Annotated in this window: 16 protein-coding genes; 11 read left to right on the forward strand and 5 right to left on the reverse strand. The window is 66.8% G+C overall.

Features of this window, described 5'->3' with window-relative positions:
- Nucleotides 1-37: 37 nt before the first annotated feature.
- The 3 genes from FFS62_RS05155 to phhA form a co-directional block, all read right to left on the reverse strand.
- Complete coding sequence (locus FFS62_RS05155) at nucleotides 38-1234, reverse strand: amino acid aminotransferase (protein WP_137971725.1); 1197 nt, start codon at nucleotides 1232-1234, stop codon at nucleotides 38-40.
- Entirely contained in the window at nucleotides 1231-1584 is a 354-nt protein-coding gene (locus FFS62_RS05160) for a 4a-hydroxytetrahydrobiopterin dehydratase (RefSeq protein WP_137971726.1), read from the reverse strand. The genes FFS62_RS05155 and FFS62_RS05160 overlap by 4 nt, the downstream gene beginning before the upstream one ends.
- Nucleotides 1585-1650: 66 nt before the next feature.
- Nucleotides 1651-2436 (reverse strand): phenylalanine 4-monooxygenase, encoded by a 786-nt coding sequence (gene phhA / locus FFS62_RS05165; protein WP_137971727.1) that lies wholly within the window; start codon nucleotides 2434-2436, stop codon nucleotides 1651-1653.
- 402 nt (nucleotides 2437-2838) lie between these two features.
- On the opposite strand from phhA, the gene FFS62_RS05170 reads away from it, so the two are divergent.
- From FFS62_RS05170 to FFS62_RS05180, 3 genes are all read left to right on the forward strand, one after another.
- Entirely contained in the window at nucleotides 2839-6525 is a 3687-nt protein-coding gene (locus tag FFS62_RS05170) for a PAS domain S-box protein (protein ID WP_171016269.1), read from the forward strand.
- 105 nt (nucleotides 6526-6630) lie between these two features.
- Complete coding sequence (locus FFS62_RS05175) at nucleotides 6631-7779, forward strand: two-component system response regulator (protein ID WP_137971729.1); 1149 nt, start codon at nucleotides 6631-6633, stop codon at nucleotides 7777-7779.
- A 32-nt stretch (nucleotides 7780-7811) separates the two neighbouring features.
- Entirely contained in the window at nucleotides 7812-9395 is a 1584-nt protein-coding gene (locus FFS62_RS05180; RefSeq protein WP_137971730.1) for a response regulator, read from the forward strand.
- Between the two features lie 3 nt (nucleotides 9396-9398).
- On the opposite strand, the gene FFS62_RS05185 is transcribed toward FFS62_RS05180, so the two are convergent.
- Entirely contained in the window at nucleotides 9399-9908 is a 510-nt protein-coding gene (locus tag FFS62_RS05185; protein WP_137971731.1) for a hypothetical protein, read from the reverse strand.
- On the reverse strand, nucleotides 9901-10686 hold the full coding sequence (locus FFS62_RS05190; RefSeq protein WP_137971732.1) for a winged helix-turn-helix domain-containing protein: 786 nt from the start codon (nucleotides 10684-10686) through the stop codon (nucleotides 9901-9903). The genes FFS62_RS05185 and FFS62_RS05190 overlap by 8 nt, the downstream gene beginning before the upstream one ends.
- Nucleotides 10687-10857: 171 nt before the next feature.
- Between FFS62_RS05190 and FFS62_RS05195 the strand changes: the two genes are divergently transcribed.
- From FFS62_RS05195 to argR, 8 genes are all read left to right on the forward strand, one after another.
- A complete protein-coding gene (locus tag FFS62_RS05195) occupies nucleotides 10858-12411 on the forward strand; it encodes a sigma-54-dependent transcriptional regulator (RefSeq protein WP_137971733.1) in 1554 nt (517 codons plus the stop codon).
- A gap of 346 nt (nucleotides 12412-12757) precedes the next feature.
- A complete protein-coding gene (gene acs / locus FFS62_RS05200) occupies nucleotides 12758-14713 on the forward strand; it encodes an acetate--CoA ligase (protein ID WP_137971734.1) in 1956 nt (651 codons plus the stop codon).
- A gap of 494 nt (nucleotides 14714-15207) precedes the next feature.
- The gene (locus FFS62_RS05205) at nucleotides 15208-15984 is read left to right on the forward strand and encodes an ABC transporter substrate-binding protein (protein WP_137971735.1); all 777 of its coding nucleotides are present in this window, start codon (nucleotides 15208-15210) and stop codon (nucleotides 15982-15984) included.
- A gap of 128 nt (nucleotides 15985-16112) precedes the next feature.
- Complete coding sequence (locus FFS62_RS05210; RefSeq protein ID WP_137971736.1) at nucleotides 16113-16802, forward strand: ABC transporter permease; 690 nt, start codon at nucleotides 16113-16115, stop codon at nucleotides 16800-16802.
- Between the two features lie 10 nt (nucleotides 16803-16812).
- The gene (locus FFS62_RS05215; RefSeq protein ID WP_137971737.1) at nucleotides 16813-17511 is read left to right on the forward strand and encodes an ABC transporter permease; all 699 of its coding nucleotides are present in this window, start codon (nucleotides 16813-16815) and stop codon (nucleotides 17509-17511) included.
- A gap of 10 nt (nucleotides 17512-17521) precedes the next feature.
- Nucleotides 17522-18634, forward strand: a complete 1113-nt coding sequence (locus FFS62_RS05220) for a succinylglutamate desuccinylase/aspartoacylase family protein (RefSeq protein ID WP_137971738.1) — start codon at nucleotides 17522-17524, stop codon at nucleotides 18632-18634.
- A 19-nt stretch (nucleotides 18635-18653) separates the two neighbouring features.
- A complete protein-coding gene (gene aotP / locus FFS62_RS05225) occupies nucleotides 18654-19418 on the forward strand; it encodes an arginine/ornithine transport ATP-binding protein AotP (protein ID WP_137971739.1) in 765 nt (254 codons plus the stop codon).
- Between the two features lie 16 nt (nucleotides 19419-19434).
- Nucleotides 19435-20421, forward strand: coding sequence for a transcriptional regulator ArgR (gene argR, locus FFS62_RS05230; RefSeq protein ID WP_137971740.1), 987 nt, complete (start codon nucleotides 19435-19437; stop codon nucleotides 20419-20421).
- Nucleotides 20422-20482 lie beyond the last annotated feature (61 nt).

The raw sequence follows: 20482 nt of genomic DNA on the forward strand, positions 1-20482 counted from the left end.
CCGCCCTCGGGCGGCGTTTTCGTTCAGGCGTAGCCCGTTATCGACACACCTGCGCGATGGCGTCGGCCAGGTAGTCCAGGCGCTGTTCGCTCATGCCCGCCACGTTGGCGCGGCCGCTGCTGACCAGGTACACGCTGAACTCCTGGCGCAGGCGCTGCACCTGGGAGGCCGTAAGGCCGGTGTAGGAGAACATGCCGCGCTGCGTGGTGATGTGGGCGAAGCGCTCGGCCAGGCCGTGCGGCGCCAGCGCGCTCACCAGCCCGCTGCGCAGGTTGGCGATGCGCAGGCGCATGGCTTCCACTTCCTCGCTCCACAGGGTGCGCAGCTGCGCGTCGCCGAGGATGCTGGCGACCACGGCGGCGCCATGGGCCGGTGGGGTGGACCACAGGTTGCGGGCGAGGAAGGCCAACTGGCTGCGGATGTCGATCAGCTTCTCGACGTTCTCCGCCCGCACGATCAGCGCGCCGGTGCGCTCGCGGTACAGGCCGAAGTTCTTCGAGCAGGAGCTGGTGATCAGCAGTTCCGGCAGCTCGGCGGCGAACAGACGCACGGCCCAGGCGTCCTGCTCCAGGCCGTCACCGAAGCCCTGGTAGGCGAAGTCGATCAGCGGCAGCAGCTCACGGGCCTTGACCACTTCCAGCACACGCTGCCAGTCGTGCTGGCTCAGGTCGAAGCCGGTGGGGTTGTGGCAGCAGGCGTGCAGCAGCACCACGTCGCCGGCCGGCACCCGCTGCAGGGCGTCGAGCATGGCCTCCACGTCCAGGCGGTTGTCGGCGCCGACGTAGGGGTAGTGCTCCACGCGCAGGCCGCAGGTGGCGAAGATGCTTTCGTGGATCGGCCAGGTCGGTGCGCTCAGCCAGATGCCACGACCCGGCAGGTTGGCGGCGATAAAGTCGCCGGCCAGGCGCAGGGCGCCGGTGCCGCCGGGGGTCTGGGTGGCGCCGGCCAGGCCAGCGCCCAGCAGCGCGTTGTCCGCGCCCAGCACCAGGCGCAGCAGTTGCTCGCCGAAGGCCGCGTCGCCGTGGCCGCCGATGTAGCTCTTGGTCGGCTCGTGTTCCACCAGCTGCCGCTCGGCCAGCTTCACCGCGTAGGGAATCGGGGTGATGCCGAGGGCGTCCTTGTACACGCCCACGCCCAGGTCCAGCTTGGCCGGGTTGCTGTCGGCGCGATAGGCGTCGAGCAGGCCGAGGATGGGATCGCCCGGCACCCGGTCGATGGCGGCGAAGTGGCTCACTTGCGGCCCTCGGCGTTGGCGGCCAGCACGTCGGTGCGGGCGGCCATGATGAAGTCGTTGCGGTGCAGGCCTTTCATCTCGTGGCTCCACCAGGTGACGGTGACCTTGCCCCATTCGGTGAGCAGGGCCGGGTGGTGGCCGACTTCCTCGGCGGCGGCGCCCACTGCGTTGGTGAAGGCCAGGGCGTGGCGGAAGGTGCGGAACAGGTAGACGCGCTCCAGCTCCATGTGGCCGTCGCGGGTCTCGATGTTCCAGTCCGGGATCTCGCGGATCAGCGTGGCCAGCTCCTCATCGGAGACGTGGGGCGCATCGGCGCGGCAGGCTTCGCATTGGGCTTGGGCGAGGGACATTCTGGGCTCCTGGAGCAAAGGGTGTTTGAACGTAGAGGTTGCAAGCTTAGGACGGGTTCCGCCGGCTCACGCGGCCTTGGGCGGAAACTTCGGTGCGTGCAGGCCCAGCGCCGCGGCCCGTTGCACCATGCCCATGATTTCCTGGTGGGCCAGCTCGAACAGGCTCTTGAGCTGCGGCAGGACGAAATACAGCGGCTGCAGGATGTCGATGCGATAGGGCGTGCGCATCGCCTCCAGCGGGTCGAACACCTGGTGCTCGGGCTCGCCGGACAGGCTGTAGACCGTCTCCTTCGGTGACGAGAGGATGCCGCCGCCGTAGATGCGCCGGCCCTGGGGCGTATCGACCAGGCCGAACTCGATGGTCATCCAGTACAGCCGCGCCAGGTACACGCGCTGTTCCTTGGTGGCGGCCAGGCCGAGCTTGCCGTAGGTATGGGTGAACTCGGCGAACCAGGGGTTGGTCAGCAGCGGGCAGTGGCCGAAGATCTCGTGGAAGATGTCCGGCTCCTGCAGGTAGTCCAGCTCTTCCGGGGTGCGGATAAAGGTGGCGACCGGGAAGCGCTTGCTGGCCAGCAGCTCGAAGAAGGTCTGGAAGGGAATCAGCGCCGGCACCTGGGCCACGCTCCAGCCGGTGGTGGCGCCCAGCACCTGGTTGATCTCGCCGAGCTGGGGAATGCGGTCATGCGGCAGGCCGAGCTGTTCGATGCCATCGAAGTACTCCTGGCAGGCGCGGCCTTCGAGCACCTTCATCTGCCGGGTGATCAGGGTGTTCCACACCTGATGCTCGGTGTCCGAATAGTGGATGAAGCCGTGTTCGTCCGGTTGCCGGGCCACGTACTGCGTGGTTTTCATCGCCTCGCCTCCTCATCTGCGGTGCATGCCGCGGAATTTGTTGTGTTGCCCTAGGAGTAACCCAGGGGCGAGGGCGGGTGTAGCGTCCGCGACGGGTGCGGGCAGCCATTCGGGGTATCGACTCGTAAAAAAATACTTACGGATGCGGCCAGGCCAATGAGCTTGGTCGATTCGTTGTGAGTGCCTGTAGCGTTTTCTTGACATCTATCTGCGACGTCGACGCGAAAGATCGGTGCTCGCCGGAAATCTCCGCGGCCCATGACACGGGCCTCTCAGCGATTTTCAACGGCACCTTCAGGACTTTTCAGGGGATTTCAGAGCGCACTCGCTGCGCCCGTGACTCAATCGGGACAACGGGAGGGCCGGGTCCGGCGCTCCGCTCCATCACCTGAGGAACGACTCATGAGCCTCGATCGACTCAGCAAGTGGCTGGCGGCCGGCATGCTGGTGCTAGGCATCACCTGCCTGGCCAGCGTGTGGCAGGCCTATCGCTACAACCAGCAGAGCCAGCAGATCGGCCAGCAGCGTCTTGAGATCATCAGCCTCAGCGCGCGGCTGTTCGCCGAGAACCGCCGCATGTCGCAGTTCGCCCGGCTCTACGTGAACTCGGGGGACGAGATCTACCTGCAGCACTACCGCGAGCTGCTTGCCGCCGGTGGCATCGCCGCCACCCTCGAGCGCCTGCGTAGCCAGGACCTGCAGCCGATGGAGCAGCGCATGCTGCGCCAGGTCGCCGAGCTCGATCACCTGCAGACTGACCTGGAGCACCAGGCGATGGCCGAGCGCCGGTCCGCCGGCGGCACCCAGCTGCTGCACGGGCAGACCTATGTGCGCAGCGAGCTGGACATCACCGGGCTGCTGGACGAGTTCACCGAGCGCAGTGCCGAGCGGCAGAGCCATTTGGTGGCCGAAGCGGCGGAGCAGGCCGCCGAGGCCAAGGGGCTGGCCGCACTGATGCTGGGCCTGACCATGGCCTATGCGCTGCTGGCGCAGATATTCATTCGCTGTCGGCTGCTCCTGCCGCTGCGAGAGCTGACCGAGCAGACCCGGCGCCTGCAGGCGGGGGAGGACACCGGCAAGCTGGTGCATTGCCAGGCCAGTGACGAACTGGGCTCCCTGGCCCGGGCCCTGGAGGCTTACCGCCAGGTCAACCAGCAGATTCTGTCCCAGCAGTGGGCCAAGGATCGCTTGGGCGAACTGGCCCTGGAGCTGCAGTCCTGCTCGGACCGGGAGGCCTTCGTGGCCTGCCTGGGGGAGCTGCTGCGCCAGTGGCTGCCGGACGCCGACGTCGATTTCCATGAACAGGAGGTTGATGTGCCACACGCCGGCAACGGTCGGCATTTCCGCCTGCCGCTGTTGGTCGACGGCCAGCAGCAGGGCGTGATCGACATTCACCTGAATCAGCTGCCGGACGCTTGCCAGCTGGAACTGCTGGACGCCATGCATGAGCCGATCTGCGCCTGGTGGGGCCTGCTGCTGCAGCGCGAGCACAAGCTGGAGCTGCTGCGCCAGGCGCGCGAGCAGGCCTGCCAGCTGGAGTCCCAGCAGGGCGCCCTGGCGGCCACCGAGCGCTGGTTCCGCGGCATAGTCGAGGCGGCGCCGGACTGCATGCTGGTGTTCGATGAGCCGGGGCGGATCGTGCTGGCCAACCTCGAGAGCGAGCGGATCTTCGACTATTCCAGCGGCGAAATGCTGGGTGTGCATTTCAGCCAGATACTGCCGGAAGGCTGGCGCGAGCCCTTCGTGGCACTGCTGCGCGCGTTCCATGCCGCGCCCGATGCCATCCATATGGGCGAGGGTGTCGCCCGGCGCCGTGACGGCAGCGAGTTCCCCGTCGAGGTGCGCCTGTCGCGGCTGCCGCAGCTGGGCAACGAAAGCCTGTCGCTGTGCGTGGTGATCCGCGACCTCAGCCTGCGCAAGCAGCACGAGCGCGTCCTGCAGCTGGCCCACGAGCAGCAACGGGCGATTCTCATGGCCGCGCCCAACGGCATCGCCTTCATCAATGGCGAGGTCATCGTCCAGGCCAACTCCAGCCTGCACGAAGTGTTTGGCTACGAGGAGGACGAGCTGCTGGGGCAGTCGCCGAAGATCTGGCTCGAGGCCAGCACGCTGCCGGACAGCGTCGCCGAGATCCGCCGGCTGCTGCATGAGGGAGAAACCTACCGCCGCGAGCTGCACCTGCGGCGCAAGGACGGCAGCCTGTTCTGGGGCGCGGTCAGTGCGCGGGCGGTGATCCCGGGTGACCTGTCCCATGGCTCGATCTGGGTTGTGCAGGACATCTCGCTGCAGCGTGCCGCGGTCAAGGACATGCGCGAGGCCCGCGAGTTGGCTGAGCAGGCGGCCAAGGTCAAGGCCGAGTTCCTGGCCAACATGAGTCACGAGATTCGCACGCCGATGAACGCCATCATCGGCATGACCCACCTGGTCATGGCCACCGAGCTGGACGAGCGCCAGCGCGACTACCTGGACAAGGTGAAGAGTTCCAGCCGCCACCTGCTGGGCGTGCTCGACGACATCCTCGACTTCTCCAAGATCGAGGCCGGCAAGCTGCAGCTCGACACCCAGGACTTCAGCCTGCAGCGCCTGCTGCGCGAGACCACCGACCTGCTGCACGAGCGCATCCTCGGCAAGGGCCTGGAGCTGAGCCTGGAAGTAGCGCCGCAGGTGCCGGACCAGCTGCACGGCGACCCGCTGCGCCTGCGCCAGGTGCTGCTCAACTACCTGAGCAACGCGGTCAAGTTCACCGAGCGCGGCCGCATCGAGATCGCGGTGGCGCTGCGCGAGACACATGCCGAGGAGCTGTGCCTGGAGTTCGCCGTCAGCGACACCGGCATCGGCCTCAGCGAGCAGCAGTGCGCTCAGCTGTTCACCAGCTTCCAGCAGGCGGATGCCTCGACCACCCGCCGCTACGGCGGCACCGGCCTCGGCCTGGCCATCGCCAAGCAGCTGGCGCGGTTGATGGGGGGCGACGTGGCCGTGCGCAGTGTGCCCGGCCAGGGCAGCACCTTCAGCTTTTCCGCGCGGATGCAGCTGGCCCATGCGCCGCTGCGCGAGGAACCGAGTGCCGAAGTGATCCTGGGCCGCAGCCAGGCCCTGGGTGGCCGCGTGCTGCTGGTGGAGGACAACGAGCTGAACCAGCAGGTGGCGGCCGAGCTGCTGCGCGCCATGGGCTGCCAGGTGGATATCGCCGGTAATGGTCGCGAGGCCCTGGATAAGCTCGAAGGGCGGCGCTATGACCTGGTGTTCATGGACATGCAGATGCCGGTGCTGGACGGCCTGGCCGCCACCCGCGAGCTGCGCCTGCGCCCGGAGCTGGCCGAGCTGCCGGTGGTGGCGATGACCGCCAATGCCATGCGCGAGGATCGCGAGGCCTGCAAGGCCGCCGGCATGAACGACTTCATCAGCAAACCCTTCGAACCGCAGACCCTGCATACGGTCCTGCAGCGCTGGCTCGGCGAAGGCTTCCACCAGCCGCAGGTCGCCGAGCCGCTGCAGACCCTGCAGCTGGAAGGCGTGGATGTGGCCGCCGGCCTGCGCCGGGTGCTCGGCAACGAGGTGCTGTACCGGCAGCTGCTCGAGCAGTTCCTGGTCAGCCAGGAGACGCTGCTGGAGCGGCTGGACGAGGCTCTGGAACGTGGCGAACTGGCCACCGCCGAGCGCCTGGCCCATGGCTGCAAAGGCGTTGCCGCCACCCTCGGGGCGAATGCCGTGGCGCATGCCGCTGCGGCCCTGGAGCAGCAGCTGCGCCAGGGTGGCGATGCGCCCCTTTGCGCGCCGCTGCTGCAAGGCCTGGCGGGTGAACTGCTGCCGCTGCTGCACTGCCTGCGTCAGCTTCAGGCGCCGGTCGAGGAGGTCGCCACCGAAGTCGACGAGACGCTGCTGCGGCAGGTCTGCGAGCAGCTCCACGAGTTGCTCGCGGACTGCGACGCCGAGGCCCTGGGCTGCTTTGCCGACCACGGCCCTCTGCTGCGTGCGGCCTTCCCGGCACAGGCGCCGCGTCTGTCGGCGGCGCTGCAGGCATTCAATTTCGACCTGGCGCAGGTCTGTCTGGACGAGGCCGTCAACGGCCTGGAAGGGGCGGCCGCATGAGGACTTCAGAGGAATTCAGCGCGATTCAGGGCAATTCAGAGCGGCTCGGCAGGCAACGTGCCTCAATGGCGACATCCAACCTGTGCACCGATGTGAGGTGACGACATGAACGGCAACGAGCGCAAGGCCACCCTGCTGGTGGTCGACGATGTTCCTGAGAACCTGCTGCTGATGAGCGAGCTGCTGCGCCCGCACTATCACCTGCGGGTGGCCTCGGGCGGCGAGAAGGCGCTGCAGATCGCCCGCCGCAGCCCACCGGACCTGATCCTGCTGGATGTGATGATGCCGGACATGGACGGCTACGAGGTGTGCCGCCGCCTGAAGGAAGACCCGCGCACCGCCGACACGCCGATCCTCTTCCTCACCGCCAAGGACCAGGCCGAGGACGAGAGCCATGGCCTGGAGCTGGGCGCCACCGATTACCTGGGCAAGCCCTTCGAACCCACCGTGCTGCTGGCGCGGGTGCGCAGCCAGCTGCGCCTGAAGGACGCCGCCGACCAGCTGCGGGCGCGCAATGCCGAGCTCGACCGGGAAGTGGAGCAGCGCACCCACGAGCTGCAGGCGGTGCACGACGTCACCATCCTGGCCCTGGCCTCGCTGGCCGAGACCCGCGACAACGAGACCGGCAACCACCTGCGCCGCACGCAGAACTATGTGCGCACACTGGCCCTCAAGCTGCGCGAGCAGTCGCGCTTTGCCGTGCAGCTGGACGACCAGGCCATCGAGCTGCTGTACAAGTCGGCGCCACTGCACGACATCGGCAAGGTCGGCATCCCCGACCATATCCTGCTCAAGCCGGGGCGCTTCGAGCCACACGAGTTCGAGGTGATGAAGCGGCACCCGCGCCTGGGCTACCAGGCGCTGGTGCATGCCGAGGAGATGCTCGGCGCGCCGGTGCCGTTCCTGCGCATCGCCAAGGAGATCGCCCTGTGCCACCACGAGAAGTGGGACGGCAGCGGCTATCCCCAGGGGCTGAGTGGTGAGGCGATTCCTCTCAGCGCCCGGCTGATGGCCATCGCCGATGTCTACGACGCGGTGATCAGTCGCCGCGTGTACAAGCCGGAGATGCCCCACGAGAAGGCCGTGGCGATCATCCGCGAGGGCTGCGGCAGCCACTTCGATCCGGCCGTGGTGGAGGCCTTCCTGAGCCTGGAGGAGGAGTTCCAGGACATCGCCCGGCGCTATGCCGATACCGACGAGAGCCTGCAGGCCAAGGTCCAGCAGATGAATGTGGAACTGGCGAAGACGGCCTGAGCCCGGCCGCCATCGCTCCTGGGGAAGCAATAATGATTACCGAGCAAACCGTGTTCCTGGTCGTCGATGACATGGACTCCATGCGCAGGATCAACAGCAACCAGCTGAGCTCGCTGGGCGCGCGCCAGATACTGCTGGCCAACAATGGCCTGGAGGCCCTGAAGATCCTCGAGGCGCGCCGGGTCGACGTGATCATCTGCGATTGGAATATGCCGGTGATGACCGGCCTCGAGCTGTTGCTCAAGGTCCGCGGCGACGAGCGCCTGGCCCACCTGCCGTTCATCATGATCACCGCCGACTGCGAGCGCGAGCAGGTCAGCCAGCTGATCGCCAATGGCGTCAGCAGCATCCTGGTCAAGCCGTACAACACCCAGCACCTGGCCCAGCATCTGGCTCGCTCCATGCGCCACAAGCCGCGGGTGATGCCGCAGGCCCAGGCAATGCTGGCCGCGAGGAGCGAGGCGGTGCCGGCGGCCAAGCCGAAGCACAGGCGCGCCACCCTGCTGGTGGTGGACGACATGCCGGACAACCTGCGGCTGGTCTCCGGCCTGTTCATGAAAGACTACCGGGTGCGCCTGGCCAACAGCGGTGACGCCGCTTTGGCCATCTGCACCTCGGACGATCCGCCGGACCTGATCCTGCTCGACGTGATGATGCCGGACATGGACGGCTTCGAGCTGGCCGGGCGGCTGCGCAGTCACCCGCGGGCCAGCCATATCCCGCTGATCTTCATCACCGCCATGACCGACCCGGAGGCTCGTGAACGCGGACTGGAGCTGGGCGCGGTGGACTTCGTGCACAAGCCGATCGAACCGCAGCTGCTGCAGCGCCAGGTCGGTAACCTGCTCACCCATGTCGAGCGGCACCGGCGGACCCAGGCCGAGTACGACGACCTGCTGGAGCTGGCGCGCCTGCGCGAGGAGGTCGAGCAGATCGGCCGGCACGACCTTAAGGCGCCGGTCAGCGCCATGCTCGGCCTGGCCCGTGGCCTGCTCGAGGGCGGCAACCTGCTGCCCGGGCAGCGGCGCATGGTCAACCTGCTGGAGGAGAGCGGCCAGCAGCTGCTCGACCTGGTTAACCTGTCGGCGCAGCTGTACCGCATCGAGACCGGCCGCTTCGTGCTGCAGCCGGTGGAGGTGGAGCTGGCGACCATGCTCGGCCGGCTGGTGGAGGGTGCGCGTAGCACCTACCAGGCCAAGGAGCTGGTGATCGAGCTGTGCCTGCCGGACAACGTGCAGGACACGCCGGTGCTGGCCTGGGGCGATGCCACGCTGTGCTACTCGCTGCTCGGCAACCTGCTGAAGAACGCCTGCGAGGCGGCGCCGGAGCGCACCCGCGTGCGTCTCCAGCTCGAGCTGGGCGAATGCCTGAGCCTGCGCATGGAGAACCAGCCGGCGGTGCCGGAGGGCTTCCGCCCGCGGTTCTTCGACAAGTACAGCAGCCAGGGCAAGCAGGGCGGCACCGGTCTGGGCACCTATTCGGCGAAGCTGCTGGCCGAGGCCCAGGGCGGCACCCTGGAGCTGCAGGTGAACGACAGTCAGAACACCACCTGCCTGCTGCTCACCCTGCCTTGCGCCATGCCGTTCGAAGACCTGGTGGTGGCCTGCGGCGGCTGAGGTTCAGCCGCGCGGCGGGTGGCGCGTGCAGAACAGCGCGCCGCCCTGGCCGGTATCGATCAGCAGGCTGTCCGCTCCGATCCGGCGTAGCGGATAGCTCAGGAGCATCTGTTCGTTGAACAGGAACAGGCCCAGGCCGGCCAGCTTCTCCGGCGCCAGATCGCCGTTGCGGCTGCTGCCGCTGTGCTGTACCCGCAGCAGCAGACGCTGGTCCTGGCGCTGGTACGCGAAGCGCGCGGTGCGGTGCTGGTAGCCCAAGTCCTGGCCGCTGTCGGCATCGAACAGGCGCAGGCGGGCCTTGAGGTCACCAAGTCCTTCCGTTCGCAGGTCCAGGTCATAGCGCACCAGCAGCCATTGCTGATGTCCTTCGCCTGGCAGCAGCAGGGCCGAACGGCCCGCGCACTCCAGGTCGAGCGGTGCCTGCGGCCGGCCCAGCAGCACCCCGGCGCCCAGGCTCAGCAGGCTGCCGGCCAGAAACAGCCAGAGCAGGTGACGCCGGGTAAGACTATTCATCGACCTGCAGCCCCAGGCAGTGGCTGTTGCCCGGCTGCAGCTCGCTGCTGCACAGCAGGTTGAGGCTGCGATCCTGGCCGGCGAAGCGGTAGATATGCAGCTCGCCCAGGTCCAAGGCCTGGCCCAGTTGCCTGGCGCGAGTGGCGAGCTTTTCGTTGTCCGGGCGCAGTGCCGCGGCCGGCATGTCTTCGAGGTGCAGGGTCACCTCGTCGATCCGCGTCGCATCGGCCTCCACGAACGGCCGCTCGGCAAGCGGGATGGGGTAGAGCAGCCCCGGCAGCTTGAACAGCAGCACCCAGCAGGCCAGCGCGGCTGCGGCCAGGGCCAGGCGGCCCGGCCAGTCGCCGTGGCGCGGTGCATGGGGCGCCTGCATCGGAGCGGGCGAGGGTGGCACCTGCAGGGTGGGCGCGGCAATCGGTTCGGGTGGAGCCACGGGAGGTGCGGCATCGAGCAGCTGCACCCGCTCGTTGATGCGGTAGCCGATGCGCGGCACGGTGAGGATCAGCTCGTGGCCCGGCTGCAGCTTGTCCAGCGCCACGCGCAACTGACGCACCACCTGGGCCAGGCTGTTCTCCGTCACCTCCAGGCCGAACGCGCCCCAGGCTCCGGCCATCAGCTCGCGCTTGCCGACGATCTCGCCATCGGCCTGCAGCAGCAACCCCAGGCAGCGGCTGGCGATGGCGCCGATGCGCAGCGGCTCGGTGGGTGCGTCCGCCCGATAGAGGGTGAAGGCCTCGCTGTCGAAGTGGATCAGGTCGTTGATGACGTAGATGCTCATGCGGTCCTGGCCGGTGGCGCGACTCCTAGGAGGTTAGCCGTCGATTGCCGGGCGCGGTGTAATGGAAAGATTACGTTTAGCCGGGTTCTGTGCGGTTCGTCGCGAGACGTCTCGCCTTCCCGTCACGTATTCTTGACGCAAGAGGCCAATCACAAGAGCCGAGACTCCGCCATGCGTATCAAAGTCCACTGCCAGAACCGCGTCGGTATCCTGCGCGACATCCTCGAACTGCTGGTCGACTACGGCATCAACGTCGCCCGCGGCGAAGTCGGTGGCGAGCAGGGCAACGCCATCTATCTGCACTGCCCGAACCTGATCAACCTGCAGTTCCAGGCCCTGCGCCCCAAGCTGGAGGCAATCGCCGGCGTGTTCGGGGTCAAGCGCGTCGGCCTGATGCCCAGCGAGCGCCGTCACCTGGAGCTCAACGCGCTGCTCGGCGCACTGGATTTCCCGGTGCTGTCCATCGACATGGGCGGCAGCATAGTCGCCGCCAACCGCAGCGCCGCCCAGCTGCTCGGCGTGCGGGTCGACGAGGTGCCGGGCATGGCGCTGTCGCGCTATATCGAGGACTTCGACCTGCCCGAGCTGGTGCGCGCCAACAAGTCGCGGGTCAACGGCCTGCGGGTGAAGGTGAAGGGCGACATCTTCCTCGCCGATATCGCCCCGCTGCAGTCCGAGCATGACGAGAGCGAGGCGCTGGCCGGCGCGGTGCTCACCCTGCACCGCGCCGACCGCGTGGGCGAGCGCATCTATCACGTGCGCAAGCAGGAGCTGCGCGGCTTCGACTCGATCTTCCAGAGCTCCAGGGTGATGGCCGCCGTGGTGCGCGAGGCGCGGCGCATGGCGCCGCTGGACGCGCCGCTGCTGATCGAGGGCGAGACCGGCACCGGCAAGGAGCTGCTGGCCCGCGCCTGCCACCTGGCCAGCCCGCGCGGGCAATCGCCCTTTATGGCGCTCAACTGCGCCGGACTGCCGGAATCCATGGCCGAGACCGAGCTGTTCGGCTATGGCCCCGGCGCCTTCGAGGGCGCGCGGCCGGAAGGCAAGCTCGGCCTACTGGAGCTGACCGCGGGTGGCACGCTGTTCCTCGACGGCGTCGGCGAGATGAGCCCGCGCCTGCAGGCCAAGCTGCTGCGCTTCCTGCAGGACGGCTGCTTCCGTCGGGTGGGCAGCGACGAGGAGGTGTACCTGGACGTGCGGGTGATTTGCGCCACCCAGGTCGACCTGTCCGAGCTGTGCGCCAAGGGCGAGTTCCGCCAGGACCTCTATCACCGCTTGAACGTCCTTTCGCTGCATATTCCGCCGCTGCGCGAATGCCTGGACGGCCTGGCACCGCTGGTCGAGCACTTCCTCGATTCGGCCAGCCGGCAGATCGGCTGCCCGCTGCCGAAGCTGGCGGCGCCGGCGTTCGAGCGCATGGTCCATTACCACTGGCCGGGCAACGTGCGCCAGCTGGAGAACGTGCTGTTCCAGGCCGTGTCCTTGTGCGACGGCGGCACGGTCAAGGCCGAGCATATCCGCCTGCCGGACTACGGCGCGCCGCAGCCGCTGGGTGAGTTCTCCGTGGAGGGCGATCTGGACAGCATCCTCGGCCGCTTCGAGAAGGCGGTGCTGGAGCGCCTGTATGCCGAGCACCCGAGCAGTCGCCAACTGGGCAAGCGCCTCGGCGTATCGCACACCACCATTGCCAACAAGCTGCGCCAGCACGGCCTGGGCAAGGAGTAGGGAATTGCCCTACGACCTTGGTGTAATGGTTCGCTGAATCGGGGAGGGGTAAAAAGTCAGTCGTCCGGCTCCTGCGAATCGGACTGCGTTTCTGACATTCCTCCCCGGAATGAATTGGCGGCGACCCTGGTGGGTCGCCTTTTTTTATGTCCGCCATCCTTGGCGGCCACCCTTCGGGCCGTCGCAGGGCGACGTTAAAAATCGCTCCCGGCGATTTTTTGCCCCTCCTTTTTCGGGGCTGAGACCAAGGTCGTAGAGCGGTAAGACCATGGTCGAATGGCCCCACCAAAGGGCGGGGGATACAAAAGGCGGCATACAAAAACAACCGCGCCGCCGAGGTATCCACATGTCCGCTGCTTCTCTCTATCCGGTCCGCCCCGAGGTGGCCGCCAACACGCTGACCGACGAAGCCACCTACAAGGCGATGTACCAGCAGTCGGTGATCAACCCGGACGGCTTCTGGCGCGAGCAGGCCAAGCGCATCGACTGGATCAAGCCGTTCACCAAGGTCAAGCAGACCTCGTTCGACGACCACCACGTCGACATCAAGTGGTTCGCCGACGGCACCCTCAACGTCTCGGCCAACTGCCTGGACCGCCACCTGGCCGAGCGCGGCGATCAGCTCGCGATCATCTGGGAAGGTGACAACCCGTCCGAGCACAAGGAAATCACCTACCGCCAGCTGCACGAGCAGGTCTGCAAGTTCGCCAACGCACTGCGTGGCCAGGACGTGCACCGCGGCGACGTGGTGACCATCTACATGCCGATGATTCCGGAAGCCGTGGTCGCCATGCTGGCCTGTGCGCGCATCGGCGCCATCCACTCCGTGGTGTTCGGCGGCTTCTCGCCGGAGGCCCTGGCCGGGCGCATTATCGACTGTCAGTCGAAGGTGGTGATCACCGCCGACGAAGGCCTGCGTGGTGGCAAGAAGGTGCCGCTCAAGGCCAACGTCGACGACGCCCTGACCAACCCCGAGACCCGCAGCATCCAGAAGGTCATCGTGGTCAAGCGCACCGGTTCCGAGATCAAGTGGAACCAGCACCGCGACATCTGGTTCGAGGACCTGATGAAGGTGGCCGGCAGCGTCTGCGCGCCGAAGGAAATGGGCGCCGAGGAGGCGCTGTTCATCCTCTACACCTCCGGCTCCACCGGCAAGCCCAAGGGCGTGCTGCACACCACCGGTGGCTATCTGGTGTATGCCGCGCTGACCCACGAGCGGGTATTCGACTACAAGCCGGGCGAGGTCTACTGGTGCACCGCCGACGTGGGCTGGGTCACCGGCCACAGCTACATCGTCTACGGACCGCTGGCCAACGGCGCCACCACCCTGTTGTTCGAGGGCGTGCCGAACTACCCGGACGTGACCCGCGTCGCCAAGATCATCGACAAGCACAAGGTCAATATCCTCTACACCGCGCCGACCGCCATCCGCGCCATGATGGCCGAGGGCAAGGCCGCGGTAGAGGGCGCCGACGGCTCCAGCCTGCGCCTGCTCGGCTCGGTGGGCGAGCCGATCAACCCCGAGGCCTGGCACTGGTACCACGAGAACGTCGGCCGCGAGCGCTGCCCGATCGTCGACACCTGGTGGCAGACCGAGACCGGCGGCGTGCTGATCAGCCCGCTGCCGGGCGCCACCGCGCTCAAGCCGGGCTCGGCCACTCGTCCGTTCTTCGGCGTGCAACCGGCGCTGGTGGACAACCTGGGCAACCTGATCGAGGGTCCTGCCGAAGGCAACCTGGTGATCATCGACTCCTGGCCGGGCCAGGCGCGCAGCCTGTACGGCGATCACGACCGCTTCGTCGACACCTACTTCAAGACCTTCAAGGGCATGTACTTCACCGGTGACGGCGCCCGTCGCGATGAGGACGGCTACTGGTGGATCACCGGCCGGGTGGATGACGTGCTCAACGTCTCCGGCCACCGCATGGGCACCGCCGAGATCGAGAGCGCCATGGTCGCCCACCCGAAAGTCGCCGAGGCCGCCGTGGTCGGCGTGCCGCACGACATCAAGGGGCAGGGCATCTATGTCTACGTGACCCTGAACGCAGGCGAGGAAACCTCCGAGCAGCTGCGTCAGGAACTGAAGAACTGGGTGCGCAAGGAGATCGGCCCGATCGCCTCGCCAGACGTCATCCAGTGGGCTCCGGGACTCCCGAAGACCCGCTCGGGCAAGATCATGCGCCGTATCCTGCGCAAGATCGCCACCGCCGAATACGATTCCCTCGGCGACATCTCCACGCTGGCCGACCCCGGCGTGGTGCAACACCTCATCGACACCCATCGCACCATGCAGGCCGCCTGATCGGGCGGTTGCGCCGACGTGCAGAACCCCGGCCACAAGCCGGGGTTTGTTTTTTGCGGCGCCGAATACCGATTTTTCCCGATAAGGCGTAACGCCCAGGGTAACGCTATGCGCCGATTCGGGGCGGCTGGGAACACCCGCTGCACACTGGCGGGTCAGGAAAACCGGGGAGAGGGTGCCGCGCCCGCTGAATTCAAGGCTCTGGCCATAGCTGGCGTGCTTATTGCCTGAATACTGGGTTGTGTTTTTATGTCCTGCCGGTCACGTTTCGGTTGACCTGTCAATACGCGCTCAGCGCCCGTCCTGCCCTTCTGTAATTTGTTGTCGCTTTGAGGAAATATCGACCTATCCCCGGTCGATAGAATGCCGCCCACTTGGCCGAGCCTATTGCCGCACATTCTGCGCCGGCAAACATGGCGACACTTTCTACAATTCATCAAGGCCATGGCGAACCTCATTCTGCCAAACGCTGTACCCATTCGAAGGAGCACAAGATGAAGAAGATCGTACTTCTCGGCGCACTGGCGCTTTCCGCTTTCAGTGCGCTGGTCCAGGCAGAAGACAAACCGCTGCGCATCGGTATCGAGGCGGCCTACCCACCCTTCGCCTTCAAGCAGCCCGACGGCAGCATCACCGGCTTCGACTACGACATCGGCAACGCCCTCTGCGAAGAGATGAAGGTCAAGTGCCAGTGGATCGAGCAGGAATTCGACGGTCTGATCCCGGCCCTCAAGGTGCGCAAGTTCGACGCCGTGCTGTCGTCCATGTCCATCACCGAAGAGCGCAAGAAGTCCGTGGACTTCACCGGCAAGTACTACCACACCCCCGCCAAGCTGGCGATGAAGGCCGGTACCGAGCTGAAAGACCCGCTGGTGGACCTGAAAGGCAAGAAGGTCGGCGTGCAGCGTGCGTCCATCTATGACCGCTACGCCACCGAAGTCTTCGCCCCGGCCGGTGTCGAAGTGGTGCGCTACAGCTCGCAGAACGAGATCTTCCTCGACCTGGCCTCGGGCCGTCTGGACGCCACCCTGGCCGACGTCGTCAACATCGACGACGGCTTCCTCAAGACCGACGCCGGCAAGGGCTTCGCCCTGGTGGGCCCGGACTACACCGAAGAGAAATACTTCGGCAACGGTGCCGGCATCGCCGTGCGCAAGGGTGACAAGGCCCTGGCCGACAAGATCAGCGCCGCCATCCTGGCGATCCGCGCCAACGGCAAGTACAAGGAAGTGCAGGACAAGTACTTCCAGTTCAACGTCTACGGCGAGTAACGCCGCAGCGCTCGCCCTTCCCGAGTGGGGAGGGCGTTGCGCGGGCCGGGTGAGCGAGCAGCTCTGCCGGACTCACCCAGCCCCGCCCTAGTAAGGGCCTCCTCCTGTGTATCCAGAGGATAGATTCCATGTTCAACGGCTACGGCTCGACCATTCTCGATGGCGCTTGGCTCACCGTGCAGCTGGCCGCGCTATCGATGGCGGTGGCCATCGTGCTCGGTCTGTTCGGTGCGGCCTGTCGCCTGTCGCCCATGAAGTGGCTCGCCCTGATGGGTGATGCCTACGCCACGGTGATTCGCGGCATTCCCGATCTGGTACTGATCCTGCTGATCTTCTATGGCGGCCAGGATCTGGTGAATCGTATCGCCCCGCTGGTGGGCTACGAAGATTACATCGACATCAATCCGTTCATTGCCGGTGTCGGTACCCTGGGCTTCATCTACGGCGCCTACCTGTCCGAGACCTTCCGCGGTGCCTTCATGGCCATCCCCAAGGGCCAGGGCGAGGCGGGCATGGCCTATGGCATGAGCCCGCTGCGGGTGTTCTTCCGCATTCTGGTGCCGCAGATGATCCGCCTGGCCATTCCCGGCGTGACCAACAGCTGGCTGGTGCTGGTCAAGGCCACCGCGCTGATTTCCCTGGTCGGCCTGCAGGACATGATGGCCCGCGCCAAGAGCGCCGGCGACGCGACCCGCGAGCCGTTCACCTACATCCTTCTGGCGGCAGCCATCTATCTGGTGCTGACCAGCGTGTCGCTGGTGGTATTGCGCTACCTCGAACGCCGCTATTCGGTCGGCGTGAAGACGGCCGAAATCTGAGGGAGTTGTCATGCTTTTCGACTACAACGTGGTACTCGACAGTCTGCCGCTGTATTTCGGCGGTGTGCTGGTCACCCTCAAGCTGCTGGTGATTTCCCTGGCCGTCGGCCTGCTGGCAGCCGTGCCGCTGGCGATGATGCGCGTGTCCAAGCAGGCCGCGATCAACTTCCCGGCCTGGCTCTACACCTACGTGATCCGTGGCACGCCGATGCTGGTGCAGCTGTACCTGCTGTACTACGGCCTGGCCCAGTTCGAGGCGGTGCGCGAGAGCTTCATGTGGCCGTACCTGTCCAACGCCACCTTCTGCGCCTGCCTGGCCTTCGCCATCAACACCAGTGCGTATAGCGCCGAGATCCTCGCCGGCAGCCTCAAGGCCACGCCCTACGGCGAGATCGAGGCGGCCAAGGCCATGGGCATGTCGCGGGGCAAGCTGTATCGCCGCATCCTCCTGCCGTCCGCGTTGCGCCGTGCGCTGCCGCAGTACAGCAACGAGGTGATCATGATGCTGCACACCACCAGCCTGGCGTCGGTGGTGACCCTGATCGACATCACCGGTGCCGCCAAGACCGTCAACTCGCAGTACTACCTGCCGTTCGAGGCCTATATCACCGCCGGCGTGTTCTACCTGTGCCTGACCTTCATCCTGGTGCGCCTGTTCAAGCTGGCCGAGCGCCGCTGGCTGGCCTACCTGGCCCCGCGCAAGCACTGAGACCGACGCCATGCAACGCATCGACCACCGCCTGCCCTGGGGTTGCCCCGGCACCGAACGCACGCTGAGCGTGTTCCGTTTCGGCGCGGGCGAGCGCAAGGCCTATATCCAGGCCAGCCTGCACGCCGACGAGCTGCCGGGCATGCGCGTGGCGGTGGAGCTCAAGCGCCGCCTGGCCGAGCTGGAAGGGCAGGGCCGTGTGCAGGGCGTGATCGAACTGGTGCCGGTGGCCAACCCCATCGGCCTCGGCCAGATGTTCCAGGCCACCAGCCAGGGGCGTTTCGAGCTGGGCAGCGGCAAGAACTTCAATCGCGACTTCGCCGACCTGGCCGAATTGGTCTCGCCGCGGCTGGAAGGTCGCCTGGGCGGCGATGCCCAGGCCAACGTGCGGCTGATCCGCCAGGCCATGCTCGACGCGCTCGACGCATTGCCATGCGCCGGCTCGGAGCTGCAGGGCCTGCAGCGCCTGCTGCTGCGCCATGCCTGTGACGCCGATCTGGTGCTCGACCTGCATTGCGATTTCGATGCGGTGGCGCACCTGTACATGATTCCGCAGCAGACCGAGGCCTTCGCCGCCCTGGCCGCGCGCCTGCAGGCCGGTGCCGTGCTGGTCGCCGAGGACACCGGCGGCAGCTCCTTCGACGAGGCCTGCTCCGTGGCCTGGCTGCGTTTGTCGCGCAGCTTCCCGCAGGCGGCCGTGCCGCTGGCCTGCCAGGCGGCGACGGTGGAGCTGGGCGGCATGCCGGATACCGAACGCGAGCGCGCCGAGGCCAGCGCCGAGGCCATCCTCGCCTGCCTCGCCGAGCACGGCCTGATCGACGGCGACTGGCCGGCGGCGCCCGCACCGAGCTGCGTGGCCACGCCCTTTGCCGGTGCCGAGTACGCCTATGCGCCGCACCCCGGCGTGGTCAGCTTCCTGCAGCCGGTCGGCGCCTGGGTGGTGGCTGGCGATCCGTTATTCGAAGTCATCGACCCGCTGGAGGATCGCCACAGCATCGTGCGCGCGTCCACCTCCGGCGTGCTCTATGTGCGCGAGCGCCTGCGCTTCGCCCAACCCGGACTCTGGCTGGCCAAGGTGGCCGGTCATCAACCCATTCGTCAGGGTCGCCTGCTGAGCGACTGAGCCATACGAGAGACCAACCATGTACAAACTCGAAGTTCAGGATCTGCACAAACGCTACGGCGACCACGAAGTGCTGAAAGGCGTGTCCCTGGCGGCCAAGGCTGGCGACGTGATCAGCATCATCGGCTCGTCCGGCTCGGGCAAGAGCACCTTCCTGCGCTGCATCAACATGCTCGAGCAGCCGCATGGCGGCAAGATCCTGCTCAACGGCGAGGAGCTCAAGCTGGTGGCCAACAAGGACGGCGCGCTCAAGGCCGCCGATGCCAAGCAGCTGCAGCGCATGCGCTCGCGCCTGTCCATGGTGTTCCAGCACTTCAACCTGTGGTCGCACATGAGCGCCCTGGAGAACGTCATCGAGGCGCCCGTGCACGTGCTCGGCGTGCCGAAGAAGGAAGCCATCGAGAAGGCCGAGCACTACCTGGCCAAGGTCGGTGTGGCGCACAGGAAAGACGCGTACCCGGCACACATGTCCGGTGGCGAGCAGCAGCGCGTGGCCATCGCCCGTGCCCTGGCCATGGAGCCGGAAGTCATGCTGTTCGACGAGCCGACCTCGGCCCTCGACCCGGAGCTGGTCGGCGAAGTGCTCAAGGTGATGCAGGACCTGGCCCAGGAAGGCCGCACCATGGTGGTGGTGACCCACGAGATGGGCTTCGCCCGCGAGGTGTCCAACCAGCTGATCTTCCTGCACAAGGGCCTGGTGGAAGAAACCGGCTGCCCGAAACAAGTGCTGGCCAATCCGCAATCCGAGCGCCTGAAGCAGTTCCTTTCCGGCAGCCTGAAGTAAGCACTAGACTGTCTCCATGACCTCGACTGCCCACTGCATTGCCTTCCTGATCTGGCCAGAAACCAGGCCCATGACCCTGGCCCTGGCCGAGGAGGCTGTGCGTGTGGCACAGCGCGTTCATCCGGAAGTGTCCTACGAGCTGCGTTTCCTGCAGGCCGAAGCCCCCAGCGCGGGAGCCTGGCAGATGCCGGGCGAGCCCTGGAGCGGTCGCCTGGAGGGTTGCAGCAAGCTGTTCCTGCTGGCCGACGAGCCGCCCGCGCAAGTGGCGCCGGCGCTGTCCTCGGCACTGAAGCAGCTGGCGCGCGCCGGTATCGCCATCGGCGGCCTGTCCGCCGGTGTCTATCCGCTGGCCCAGCTCGGCCTGCTCGACGGCTATCGCGCCGCCGTGCACTGGCGCTGGCAGGACGATTTCACCGAGCGCTTCCCCAAGGTCATCGCCACCAGCCACCTGTTCGACTGGGACCGTGATCGCCTCAGCGCCTGCGGCGGCCTGTCCGTACTCGACCTGTTGCTGGCCGTACTGGCCCGTGACCACGGTGCCGAGCTGGCCGGGGCGGTGAGCGAGGAACTGGTGGTCGAGCGCATCCGCGAGGGCGGCGAGCGCCAGCGCATTCCCCTGCAGAACCGCATCGGCTCCAGTCATCCCAAGCTGACCCAGGCCGTGCTGCTGATGGAAGCCAACATCGAAGAGCCGCTGACCACCGACGAGATCGCCCAGCACGTGTGCGTGTCGCGTCGCCAGCTGGAGCGCATCTTCAAGCAGTACCTCAATCGCGTGCCCAGCCAGTACTACCTGGAGCTGCGCCTGAACAAGGCGCGCCAGCTGCTGATGCAGACCAGCAAGTCGATCATCCAGATCGGCTTGTCCTGCGGCTTCTCCTCCGGCCCGCACTTCTCCAGCGCCTACCGCAACTTCTTCGGCGCCACCCCGCGCGAAGACCGCAACCAGCGCCGCAGCGCCAGCCCCTTCGAGATCGCGCCGGCGTCCGTCGAACGCGGGTAGTGCTGGTTCGCCCGTTGCTCGGGCGCCGCGCCTATGCCGCCGTTGCGCCGGGGTCGCTGTC

It is taken from the genome of Pseudomonas sp. F(2018) (assembly GCF_005508865.1).
GTDB lineage: Bacteria > Pseudomonadota > Gammaproteobacteria > Pseudomonadales > Pseudomonadaceae > Aquipseudomonas.

Bases quoted from the DNA above. Each gene is read 5' to 3' on its own strand.
- FFS62_RS05160 (WP_137971726.1), bottom strand. From the start codon at position 1,584: ATGTCCCTCGCCCAAGCCCAATGCGAAGCCTGCCGCGCCGATGCGCCC.
- phhA (WP_137971727.1), bottom strand. From the start codon at position 2,436: ATGAAAACCACGCAGTACGTGGCCCGGCAACCGGACGAACACGGCTTC.
- FFS62_RS05170 (WP_171016269.1), top strand. From the start codon at position 2,839: ATGAGCCTCGATCGACTCAGCAAGTGGCTGGCGGCCGGCATGCTGGTG.
- FFS62_RS05175 (WP_137971729.1), top strand. From the start codon at position 6,631: ATGAACGGCAACGAGCGCAAGGCCACCCTGCTGGTGGTCGACGATGTT.
- FFS62_RS05180 (WP_137971730.1), top strand. From the start codon at position 7,812: ATGATTACCGAGCAAACCGTGTTCCTGGTCGTCGATGACATGGACTCC.
- FFS62_RS05185 (WP_137971731.1), bottom strand. From the start codon at position 9,908: ATGAATAGTCTTACCCGGCGTCACCTGCTCTGGCTGTTTCTGGCCGGC.
- FFS62_RS05190 (WP_137971732.1), bottom strand. From the start codon at position 10,686: ATGAGCATCTACGTCATCAACGACCTGATCCACTTCGACAGCGAGGCC.
- FFS62_RS05195 (WP_137971733.1), top strand. From the start codon at position 10,858: ATGCGTATCAAAGTCCACTGCCAGAACCGCGTCGGTATCCTGCGCGAC.
- acs (WP_137971734.1), top strand. From the start codon at position 12,758: ATGTCCGCTGCTTCTCTCTATCCGGTCCGCCCCGAGGTGGCCGCCAAC.
- FFS62_RS05205 (WP_137971735.1), top strand. From the start codon at position 15,208: ATGAAGAAGATCGTACTTCTCGGCGCACTGGCGCTTTCCGCTTTCAGT.
- FFS62_RS05210 (WP_137971736.1), top strand. From the start codon at position 16,113: ATGTTCAACGGCTACGGCTCGACCATTCTCGATGGCGCTTGGCTCACC.
- FFS62_RS05215 (WP_137971737.1), top strand. From the start codon at position 16,813: ATGCTTTTCGACTACAACGTGGTACTCGACAGTCTGCCGCTGTATTTC.
- FFS62_RS05220 (WP_137971738.1), top strand. From the start codon at position 17,522: ATGCAACGCATCGACCACCGCCTGCCCTGGGGTTGCCCCGGCACCGAA.
- aotP (WP_137971739.1), top strand. From the start codon at position 18,654: ATGTACAAACTCGAAGTTCAGGATCTGCACAAACGCTACGGCGACCAC.
- argR (WP_137971740.1), top strand. From the start codon at position 19,435: ATGACCTCGACTGCCCACTGCATTGCCTTCCTGATCTGGCCAGAAACC.